This is a genomic window from Kitasatospora sp. NPDC007106, assembly GCF_040634455.1.
Classification (GTDB): domain Bacteria; phylum Actinomycetota; class Actinomycetes; order Streptomycetales; family Streptomycetaceae; genus Kitasatospora; species Kitasatospora arboriphila.
In genome coordinates, this window is sequence record NZ_JBEYFP010000184.1 from 1 (window position 1) to 10176 (window position 10176).

8 protein-coding genes are annotated in these 10176 nt (G+C 71.7%); 1 reads left to right on the top strand and 7 read right to left on the bottom strand.

The window, feature by feature from the left end:
- Positions 1-94: 94 nt before the first annotated feature.
- The 7 genes from ABZ641_RS16910 to pyrR all read right to left on the bottom strand — a co-directional run bounded on the left by ABZ641_RS16910 (position 95) and on the right by pyrR (position 9250).
- Positions 95-1192 carry a quinone-dependent dihydroorotate dehydrogenase gene (locus ABZ641_RS16910; protein ID WP_359982616.1) on the bottom strand — a complete coding sequence of 366 codons (1098 nt, stop codon included), beginning with the start codon at positions 1190-1192 and terminating at the stop codon, positions 95-97.
- 118 nt (positions 1193-1310) lie between these two features.
- Positions 1311-4619 (bottom strand): carbamoyl-phosphate synthase large subunit, encoded by a 3309-nt coding sequence (carB, locus tag ABZ641_RS16915; RefSeq protein WP_359982619.1) that lies wholly within the window; start codon positions 4617-4619, stop codon positions 1311-1313.
- Positions 4620-4622: 3 nt separating this feature from the next.
- A complete protein-coding gene (gene carA / locus ABZ641_RS16920) occupies positions 4623-5798 on the bottom strand; it encodes a glutamine-hydrolyzing carbamoyl-phosphate synthase small subunit (RefSeq protein ID WP_344624222.1) in 1176 nt (391 codons plus the stop codon).
- Positions 5795-6355 carry a hypothetical protein gene (locus ABZ641_RS16925; RefSeq protein WP_344624221.1) on the bottom strand — a complete coding sequence of 187 codons (561 nt, stop codon included), beginning with the start codon at positions 6353-6355 and terminating at the stop codon, positions 5795-5797. The genes carA and ABZ641_RS16925 overlap by 4 nt, the downstream gene beginning before the upstream one ends.
- Positions 6352-7656 (bottom strand): dihydroorotase, encoded by a 1305-nt coding sequence (locus tag ABZ641_RS16930; RefSeq protein ID WP_344624220.1) that lies wholly within the window; start codon positions 7654-7656, stop codon positions 6352-6354. Before ABZ641_RS16930 ends, ABZ641_RS16925 begins: the two co-directional genes overlap by 4 nt.
- Positions 7653-8630 carry an aspartate carbamoyltransferase catalytic subunit gene (locus ABZ641_RS16935; protein WP_344624219.1) on the bottom strand — a complete coding sequence of 326 codons (978 nt, stop codon included), beginning with the start codon at positions 8628-8630 and terminating at the stop codon, positions 7653-7655. The genes ABZ641_RS16930 and ABZ641_RS16935 overlap by 4 nt, the downstream gene beginning before the upstream one ends.
- A 5-nt stretch (positions 8631-8635) precedes the next feature.
- Positions 8636-9250 carry a bifunctional pyr operon transcriptional regulator/uracil phosphoribosyltransferase PyrR gene (pyrR, locus tag ABZ641_RS16940; protein ID WP_344624218.1) on the bottom strand — a complete coding sequence of 205 codons (615 nt, stop codon included), beginning with the start codon at positions 9248-9250 and terminating at the stop codon, positions 8636-8638.
- A gap of 361 nt (positions 9251-9611) precedes the next feature.
- Between pyrR and ABZ641_RS16945 the strand changes: the two genes are divergently transcribed.
- A complete protein-coding gene (locus tag ABZ641_RS16945) occupies positions 9612-10115 on the top strand; it encodes a transcriptional regulator (protein WP_014134541.1) in 504 nt (167 codons plus the stop codon).
- The last annotated feature ends 61 nt before the right edge of the window (positions 10116-10176 follow it).

Below are 10176 nucleotides of genomic sequence, written 5' to 3' on the forward strand. Positions count from 1 at the left end.
TCAACTCCCTCCAGTGGCACGACAAGCAGTTCGGCCTGGAGACCATGTGCGTCGGCGGCGGCGCGCCCCGGGCGCACCGCCAGGGGCGCGGGCGCTACGCCTTGGCGGTGCCGACGGCGTCGGCGATCGTCCGGTACCCGGAGGCCTTCAGGCGCGCGGAGAGGCCCTTGTGGACCCGCCGCATCCAGAACGGCCCCTCGTAGACGAAGGCGCTGTAGCCCTGCACCAGGTCGGCGCCGTGCACGATCCGCTGCCAGGCGTCCTCGGCCGTCTCGACGCCGCCGACCGAGATGATCGCCAGGCGGCCCTCGGTGCGGGCGCGCAGCCGCTGCAGCACCTCCAGCGAGCGGGCCTTGAGCGGCGCGCCGGAGAGCCCGCCCATGCCGATCTCCTCGACCCGGGCGGCGTCGGTGGCGAGCCCCTCGCGGCCGATGGTGGTGTTGGTGGCGATGATGCCGTCCAGGCCGAGGGTGAGGGCCATGTCGGCGATCTCGTCGATGTCCTCGTCGGCGAGGTCGGGGGCGATCTTCACCAGCAGCGGGACGTGGTGCGGGGTGACCTCGTCGGCGGCCTTGCGGACGTCCCACAGCAGCGGGCCGAGGATCTGCACGGCCTGCAGGTTCCGCAGGCCGGGGGTGTTCGGCGAGGAGACGTTGACGACCAGGTAGTCGGCGTGCGGGGCGAGGCGCCGGGTGGACTTCAGGTAGTCCTCGGTGGCGTCGGCCTCCTCGACGACCTTGGTCTTGCCGATGTTGATGCCGACGATCGGGGTGCCGGTGGCGCGGATCCGGCCGGTGAGGCGGGCGGCAACCCGGGCGGAGCCCTGGTTGTTGAAGCCCATCCGGTTGATCAGGGCGCGGTCCTCGATCAGCCGGAACAGCCGCGGGGCGGGGTTGCCGGGCTGCGGCTCACCGGTGACGGTGCCGATCTCGACGAAGTCGAAGCCGAGCATCGACAGGCCGTCGATGCCGATGCCGTCCTTGTCGAAGCCGGCGCCGAGGCCGAACGGGCCGGGCAGGTCCAGGCCGAGCGCGGTGGTGCGCAGCGCGGGGTCGCGCGGGGCGAGGACGGCCTTCACGAGCTGCCGCAGGCCCGGGACGGAGGCGGCCAGCCGGATCCAGAAGAAGGCGAGGTGGTGGGCCTTCTCCGGGTCCATCTTCTTGAAGACCAGGTCGAACAGGAGCTTGTACACAGCGCCCTTCCTGTTGGGGTCGTCGGGCGAAGCCCGTCCAACAGGGGCGGTGGTCGGGCGGCGGGAGGGGAGGGTGTGGGGGGCACCAAGGTCTCCGGTGCCCCCCACGGTGGTCGGACTACTTGCGGCCGGCGTTGATCAGGGCCGCGTGCTCCTGGAGCGACATGACGCCGACGTCGCCGCGGTGCAGCGCGTCGATGCCCTGGACGGCCGCACCCATCGCCTGGACGGTGGTCAGGCAGGGGACGCCGCGCGAGACGGCGGCGGTGCGGATCTCGTAGCCGTCGAGGCGGCCGCCGGTGCCGTACGGGGTGTTGATGATCAGGTCGACCGCGCCCTCGTGGATCAGCTGGACGATGGTCTTCTCGCCGTTCGGGCCCTCGCCCTCGCTGTGCTTGCGCACCACGGTGGCGGGGATGCCGCCGCGCTGCAGCACCTCGGCGGTGCCGGTGGTGGCGAGCAGTTCGAAGCCGAGCTCGACGAGCGCGCGGGCCGGGAAGACCAGGTTGCGCTTGTCGCGGTTGGCGACCGAGACGAACACCTTGCCCTTGGTGGGCAGGGCGCCGTACGCGCCGGCCTGGGACTTGGCGTAGGCGGTGCCGAAGACCCGGTCGATGCCCATGACCTCGCCGGTGGAGCGCATCTCGGGGCCGAGCACGGTGTCGACGCCGCGGCCGGCCACGTCGCGGAAGCGCGACCAGGGCAGCACGGCCTCCTTGACGGAGATCGGGCAGTCGGCGGGCAGCGTGCCGCCGTCGCCCTCGGCCGGCAGCAGGCCCTCCTGGCGGAGCTCGGCGATGGTGGCGCCGAGCGAGATCCGGGCGGCGGCCTTGGCCAGCGGCACGGCGGTCGCCTTGGAGGTGAACGGCACGGTGCGGGAGGCGCGCGGGTTGGCCTCCAGCACGTAGAGGATGTCACCGGCCAGCGCGAACTGGATGTTGATCAGGCCGCGGACGCCGACGCCGCGGGCGATCGCCTCGGTGGAGGTGCGCAGGCGCTTGATGTCGTAGCCGCCGAGGGTGATCGGGGGCAGCGCGCAGGCGGAGTCGCCGGAGTGGATGCCGGCCTCCTCGATGTGCTCCATGACGCCGCCGAGGTAGAGCTCGGTGCCGTCGTAGAGGGCGTCGACGTCGATCTCCACCGCGTCGTCGAGGAAGCGGTCGATGAGCACCGGGTGCTCGGAGATCAGGCCGGCGTGGCGCTCCAGGTAGGAGGCGAGCGAGGCCTCGTCGTAGACGATCTCCATGCCGCGGCCGCCGAGCACGTAGCTCGGGCGGGCGAGCACGGGGTAGCCGATCTCGTCGGCGATGGCCTTGGCCTCGTCGAAGGAGAACGCGGTGCCGTGCTTGGGGGCGGGCAGGCCGGCGTCGCGCAGCACGCGGCCGAAGGCGCCGCGCTCCTCGGCGAGGTCGATCGCCTCGGGCTGGGTGCCGACGATCGGAACGCCGTTGTCCTTGAGCGCCTGGGCGAGGCCGAGCGGGGTCTGGCCGCCGAGCTGGACGATGACGCCGGCAAGCGGGCCGGCCTGCTGCTCGGCGTGGACGATCTCCAGGACGTCCTCCAGGGTGAGCGGCTCGAAGTAGAGCCGGTCGGAGGTGTCGTAGTCGGTGGAGACGGTCTCCGGGTTGCAGTTGACCATCACGGTCTCGTACCCGGCCTCGGCGAGCGCGAAGGAGGCGTGCACGCAGGAGTAGTCGAACTCGATGCCCTGGCCGATGCGGTTCGGGCCGGAGCCGAGGATGATCACCGCGGGCTTGGTGCGCGGGGCGACCTCGGTCTCCTCGTCGTAGGACGAGTAGAAGTACGGGGTCCTGGCGGCGAACTCGGCGGCGCAGGTGTCGACGGTCTTGAAGACCGGACGGATGCCGAGGGCGTGCCGGACCTCGCGGACGACGTCCGGGCGCAGGCCGCGGATCTCGCCGATCTGCTGGTCGGAGAAGCCGTGCCGCTTGGCGTGGCGGAGCAGCTCGGGGGTGAGCTTCTCGGCCTCGGCGAGCTCGCCGGCGATCTCGTCGAGCAGGAAGAGCTGGTCGACGAACCACGGGTCGATCTTCGTGGACTCGAACACCTCCTCCGGGGTGGCGCCGGCCCGGATCGCCTCCATGACGGTGTTGATCCGGCCGTCGGTGGGGACGACCGCCTTGGCGAGCAGCTCGGCCTTGTCGCCGAGGGGGCCGGCCCAGGAGAACTGGCTGCCCTTCTTCTCCAGCGAGCGCAGCGCCTTGTTGAGCGCCTCGGGGAAGTTGCGGCCCATCGCCATCGCCTCGCCCACCGACTTCATGGTGGTGGTGAGGGTGGCGTCGGCGGACGGGAACTTCTCGAAGGCGAAGCGCGGGACCTTGACGACGACGTAGTCGAGCGTCGGCTCGAAGGAGGCCGGGGTCTGCTCGGTGATGTCGTTGGGGATCTCGTCCAGGGTGTAGCCGACGGCCAGCTTGGCGGCGATCTTGGCGATCGGGAAGCCGGTGGCCTTGGAGGCGAGCGCCGAGGAGCGGGAGACGCGCGGGTTCATCTCGATGACGATGACCCGGCCGTCCTCGGGGTTGACGGCGAACTGGATGTTGCAGCCGCCGGTGTCGACGCCGACCTCGCGGATGACGGCGATGCCGATGTCGCGGAGGATCTGGTACTCGCGGTCGGTGAGGGTCATCGCCGGGGCGACGGTGATGGAGTCGCCGGTGTGGACGCCCATCGGGTCGAAGTTCTCGATGGAGCAGACGACCACGACGTTGTCGTGCTTGTCGCGCATCAGCTCCAGCTCGTACTCCTTCCAGCCGAGGATGGACTCCTCCAGGAGCACCTCGGTGGTCGGCGAGAGGGCCAGGCCCTGGCCGGCGATGCGGCGCAGGTCCTCCTCGTCGTGGGCGAAGCCGGAGCCGGCGCCGCCCATGGTGAACGAGGGGCGGACGACGACGGGGTAGCCGCCGAGGGTCTCGACGCCCTTGAGGACGTCGTCCATCGAGTGGCAGATCACCGAGCGGGCGGACTCGCCGTGGCCGATCTTGGCGTTGACGGCCTCGACGACGCCCTTGAAGAGGTCGCGGTCCTCGCCCTTGTTGATCGCCTCGACGTCGGCGCCGATCAGCTCGACGCCGTACTTGTCGAGGGTGCCCGCCTGGTGCAGGGAGATGGCGGTGTTGAGCGCGGTCTGGCCGCCGAGGGTCGGCAGCAGCGCGTCGGGGCGCTCCTTGGCGATGATCTTCTCGACGAACTCCGGGGTGATCGGCTCGACGTAGGTGGCGTCGGCGATCTCCGGGTCGGTCATGATCGTGGCCGGGTTGGAGTTGACCAGGACGACGCGCAGGCCCTCGGACTTGAGGACGCGGCAGGCCTGGGTGCCGGAGTAGTCGAACTCCGCCGCCTGGCCGATGACGATCGGGCCGGAGCCGATCACCAGGACGGACTTGATGTCGGTGCGCTTCGGCACGGGTCAGCTCCCAGCGGTGGTACGGGCCGGGGCGCCGGCCATCAGGTTGACGAAGCGGTCGAAGAGGTACGCGGCGTCGTGCGGGCCGGCCGCCGCCTCCGGGTGGTACTGCACCGAGAAGGCGGGGGTGTCCAGGCACTGGAGGCCCTCGACCACGTCGTCGTTGAGGCAGACGTGGGAGACCTCGACGCGGCCGAACGGGGTGTCGCTGACCCGGTCCAGCGGCGCGTTCACGGCGAAGCCGTGGTTGTGCGCGGTGACCTCGACCTTGCCGGTGGTGCGGTCCTGCACCGGCTGGTTGATGCCGCGGTGGCCGTACTTGAGCTTGTAGGTGCCGAAGCCCAGGGCGCGGCCGAGGATCTGGTTGCCGAAGCAGATGCCGAAGAACGGGGTGCCCCGCTCCAGCACGCCGCGCGCCACCTCGACCTGGTGGTCGGCGGTGGCCGGGTCGCCCGGGCCGTTGGAGAAGAACACGCCGTCGGGGGCGACCGCGTAGACGTCCTCGATCGTGGCGTTGGCCGGCAGCACGTGCACCTCGATGCCGCGCTCGGCCATCCGCTGCGGGGTCATCGCCTTGATGCCGAGGTCCAGGGCGGCGACGGTGAACCTCTTCTCGCCGATCGCCGGGACGACGTAGGGCTCGGTGGTGGCGACCTCGGCGCACAGGTCGGCGCCCTTCATCTCGGGCGCCTGCAGCACCCGGGCGAGCAGGGCCTGCTCGTCGGCGAGGGCCGGGCCGGAGAAGATGCCGACGCGCATCGCGCCGCGCTCGCGCAGGTGGCGGGTGAGCGCCCGGGTGTCGATGCCGCTGATGCCGACGACGCCCTGGTTCGCGAGCTCCTCGTCCAGCGAGCGGCGGGAGCGCCAGTTGGAGGCGACCCGGGCGGGGTCGCGGACGACGTACCCGGCGACCCAGATCTGCTTGGACTCGTCGTCCTCGTCGTTCCAGCCGGTGTTGCCGATCTGCGGGGCGGTCATCACGACCACCTGGCGGTGGTACGACGGGTCGGTCAGGGTCTCCTGGTAGCCGGACATGCCGGTGTTGAAGACCGCCTCGCCGAAGGTCTCGCCGACGGCGCCGTACGCCTGGCCGCGGAACGTCCGGCCGTCCTCCAGGATGAGCACGGCGGGCACTCGCTCCCGCCTGGTGCGAGGCGTGGTGGGGGCAGGTGCGGTCATGGGGCGGCCTCTTCCGTCTTCTTCGTCTTCGTTCGTTCGGTCAGAGCCTCGACCGCCTCGACCCAGGCGGTGTGCTCGTCGGGGTGGTCGGCCCGGAAGCCCGAGTCCAGGGCGGTGCCCCGGTGGTTCCAGGTGACGACCAGCAGCCCGGCGGGGACGACCTTCCCCGCGATGCCCGAGTCGCGCCGGGCGCCGGTCAGCGCCGCGGCGGGGATCCACAGGTCCTCGTCGCCGGGGCGGCGGACCAGGAGTCCCTGCTCGGTCAGGGTCAGCTCGGCCAGGCTGCGGGTGCCGAGGCCGTGCGCGACGACCCGGTCCAGCCAGTTACCGGCCGTGGTGGAGCCGTGGTAGCGGCCCTTCGCCCGCAGCAGCGGCGCCCCGGGGTCGGCGGGCGCGGCGGGCAGCGGCGGCAGCTCGGACTGCAGCGTCCGGCGCCAGTTCCAGCCCTGCCGCATCAGCCAGTAGACCAGGGCGATCAGGATCAGCAGGCCGACCGTCCAGCCGATGTAACCGGGCCAGTTGGTGACCCTGGCCTGCTCGGCGGCGAGGCCGGTCACGCCAGCCCGTCCCGGTCGGCCAGCTCGCCGGCCAGCACGGTCGCGCGGCCGCGCAGGAAGGTCGCGTGCACGCGTCCGGGCAGGTCGAGGCCGCGGTAGGGGGTGTTTCGGCTGCGGGTGGCGAAGCTCTCGGGATCCACGGCACCACGGTACGCGGGATCGAAGAGCACCAGGTTCGCCGGCTCACCCACCGAGATCGGGCGGCCCTGGCCGGTGAGACGGCCGATCCGCGCCGGGCGGTAGGACATCCGGTCCGCGACGGCCTCCCAGTTCAGCAGGCCGGTGTCCACCATCGTCTGCTGGACGACCGAGAGCGCCGTCTCCAGGCCGACCATGCCCATCGCGGCGACCGCCCACTCGCAGTCCTTGTCCTCCGCGGGGTGCGGGGCGTGGTCGGTGGCGACCGCGTCGATGGTGCCGTCGGCGAGCGCGGCGCGCAGCGCCTCGACGTCGGCGGCGGTGCGCAGCGGCGGGTTGACCTTGTAGACCGGGTCGTAGGTGCGCACCAGCTCGTCGGTGAGCAGCAGGTGGTGCGGGGTGACCTCGGCGGTGACGTTCCAGCCCTTGGCCTTGGCCCAGCGGACGATCTCGACCGAGCCGGCCGTGGAGACGTGGCAGACGTGCAGGCGGGAGCCGACGTGCGCGGCGAGCAGCACGTCGCGGGCGATGATCGACTCCTCGGCGACGGCCGGCCAGCCGCCGAGCCCGAGCTCGCCGGAGACCTGGCCCTCGTTCATCTGGGCGCCCTCGGTGAGGCGGGGCTCCTGGGCGTGCTGGGCGACGACGCCGTCGAAGGCCTTCACGTACTCCAGGGCGCGGCGCATGATGACCGCGTCGTCGACGCACTTGCCGTCGTCGGAGAAGACCCGGACCCCGGCCGCGGAGTCGTGCATGGCGCCGAGCTCGGCGAGCTTCTTGCCCTCCAGGCCGACGGTGACGGCGCCGACCGGCTGCACGTCGCAGTAGCCGGACTCCTGGCCGAGCCGCCAGACCTGCTCGACGACGCCGGCGGTGTCGGCGACGGGGAAGGTGTTGGCCATCGCGTGGACGGCGGTGTAGCCGCCCTTGGCGGCGGCCTGGGTGCCGGTGAGGACGGTCTCGGCGTCCTCGCGGCCGGGCTCGCGCAGGTGGGTGTGCAGGTCGACCAGGCCGGGCAGGGCGATCAGGCCGTGGGCGTCGATGTCGACGTCCGCCTCGACGGTCAGGCCCTCGCCGATCTCCCGGACGACGCCGTCGGCGATGTGGATGTCCTTGGGGGCACCGCCGAGGATCTGGGCGTTGCGGATCAGGTAGCTGGTCACTGGGCGGTCTCCGAGGAGTCGGTGCGGGGGCTGTCGGCGAGGGTGGCTCCGCCGAGCAGCAGGTAGAGGACGGCCATCCGGATGGAGACGCCGTTGGCGACCTGCTCGACCACGGTGCAGCGCGGCGAGTCGGCGACCTCGGCGGTGATCTCCATGCCACGGACCATCGGGCCGGGGTGCATCACGATGGCGTGCTCGGGGAGCTGCGCCATCCGGATGCCGTCCATGCCGTAGCGGCGGGAGTACTCGCGCTCGGTGGGGAAGAAGGCGGCGTTCATCCGCTCGCGCTGGACGCGGAGCATCATCAGTGCGTCGGTCTTCGGCAGCACCGCGTCCAGGTCGTAGCTGACCTGGCAGGGCCAGTTCTCGATGCCGATCGGCACCAGGGTGGGCGGGGCGACGAAGGTGACCTCGGCGCCGAGCGTGGTCAGCAGGTGCACGTTGGAGCGGGCGACCCGGCTGTGCAGGACGTCGCCGACGATGGTGATCCGGCGGCCGGCGAGGTCCCGGCCGGGGCCGGGGTTGAGGTGGCGGCGCATGGTGAAGGCGTCGAGCAGGGCCTGGGTGGGGTGCTCGTGGGTGCCGTCGCCGGCGTTGATGACGCTGCCGTGCAGCCACTCGGACTGGGCGAGCCGGGCCGGCGCGCCGGAGGCGTGGTGCCGGATGACGACCGCGTCGGCGCCCATGGCCTGCAGGGTGAGCGCGGTGTCCTTGAGGCTCTCGCCCTTGGAGACCGAGGAGCCCTTGGCGGAGAAGTTGATGACGTCGGCGGAGAGCCGCTTCTCGGCGACCTCGAAGGAGGTCTTGGTGCGGGTCGAGTCCTCGAAGAAGAGGTTGACGACGGTGCGGCCGCGCAGGGTCGGCAGCTTCTTGACGGCGCGTCCGGAGAGCTGGGCGAGCTCCTCGGCGGTGTCCAGGATGAGCAGGGCGTCGTCGCGGGCGAGGTCGGCGGTGGAGACGAGGTGGCGCTTCACGCGGGTCACTCCGGAAGGTGCGGTTCGGCGGCGAGCGCCTGGGTGGAACGGGCCGTGTAGTCGCGGTCGCCGACGAGGACGGCGTCGCGGCCGTCGCTGTCGGCGAGCTGCACCTGGACGGCCTCGCGCAGCGAGGTGGGCAGGTTCTTGCCCACGTAGTCGGCGCGGATGGGCAGCTCGCGGTGGCCGCGGTCGACCAGGACGGCGAGCTGGACGGCGCGCGGGCGGCCGATGTCGCTGAGGGCGTCGAGCGCGGCGCGGATGGTGCGGCCGGAGAAGAGCACGTCGTCGACGAGGACGACCAGCTTGCCGTCGATGCCGGAGGCCGGGATCTCGGTGTGCTCCAGGGCGCGGGCCGGCTTCAGCCGCAGGTCGTCCCGGTACATCGTGATGTCCAGGGTGCCGAGCGGGATGTCGCGGCCGGTGATCTGCGTCAGCCGGGCGTGCAGCCGGCGGGCGAGGTGGACACCGCGGGTGTGGATGCCGAGCAGGACGACGTCCTCGGCACCCTTGGCACGCTCCACGATCTCGTGGGCGATCCGGGTGACGACCCGGGCGATGTCGGTGGCGTCCAGCACCTGGTGGGGCGGACGCGGCGCAGTGGTTCCGTCTGTGGTCATGCCGAAGCGGACCTCCTTCCCCGCCTCACGGGACGGGTCTTAAAGGATGTCTGGGATTGGCGCCCGGCGCACCGGGGCCGCGCCCATGCTATCAGTGCGGCCCCCACCCCCTGGGAGGGCACCGTTCCGTTTGCCGTCCCCGCAGGTCAGCCCGCACCCCGGGGGCAGATCGGCGGCCTGCCGCCGCACTATTCGCACGACTGCCCCATTCGGCTTGACGCGACTACCTCACTCTACGTAACCTCACAGTGAGTTACGGGACCGGCGCCGTACCCACCGGTTCGGACGAACGGTCCGCGGTCACCACCCGCGCTCTCGTGGCTCTTCACTGCACGCGAAGCAATATTGTCCGGGGAGATCAATGTCCAGCGACTACGCGAAGCAACTCGGGGCGAAGCTCCGGGCCATCCGCACTCAGCAGGGGCTCTCCCTGCACGGCGTCGAGGAGAAGTCCCAGGGTCGCTGGAAGGCCGTCGTCGTCGGCTCCTACGAGCGTGGCGACCGCGCCGTCACCGTGCAGCGCCTCGCCGAGCTGGCGGAGTTCTACGGCGTGCCGGTGCAGGAGCTGCTGCCCGGCGGCACCCCCGGTGGTGCGGCCGAGCCGCCGCCGCGCCTGGTCCTCGACCTGGAGAGACTGACCCAGGTTCCGTCGGAGAAGGCCGGCCCGCTGCAGCGCTACGCGGCCACCATCCAGAGCCAGCGCGGCGACTACAACGGCAAGGTGCTCTCGATCCGCCAGGACGACCTGCGCACCCTGGCCGTGATCTACGACCAGTCGCCGTCGATCCTCACCGAGCAGCTGATCAGCTGGGGCGTGCTGAACCCTGACGCGCGCCGCGCCGTCCGCGAGGAAGACGCGGGCTGACCCCTTCTCCCTTTGCAGAAACGTCACGGCGGGGCGTGGGGGGGCGGGCGCTAGCGGATAT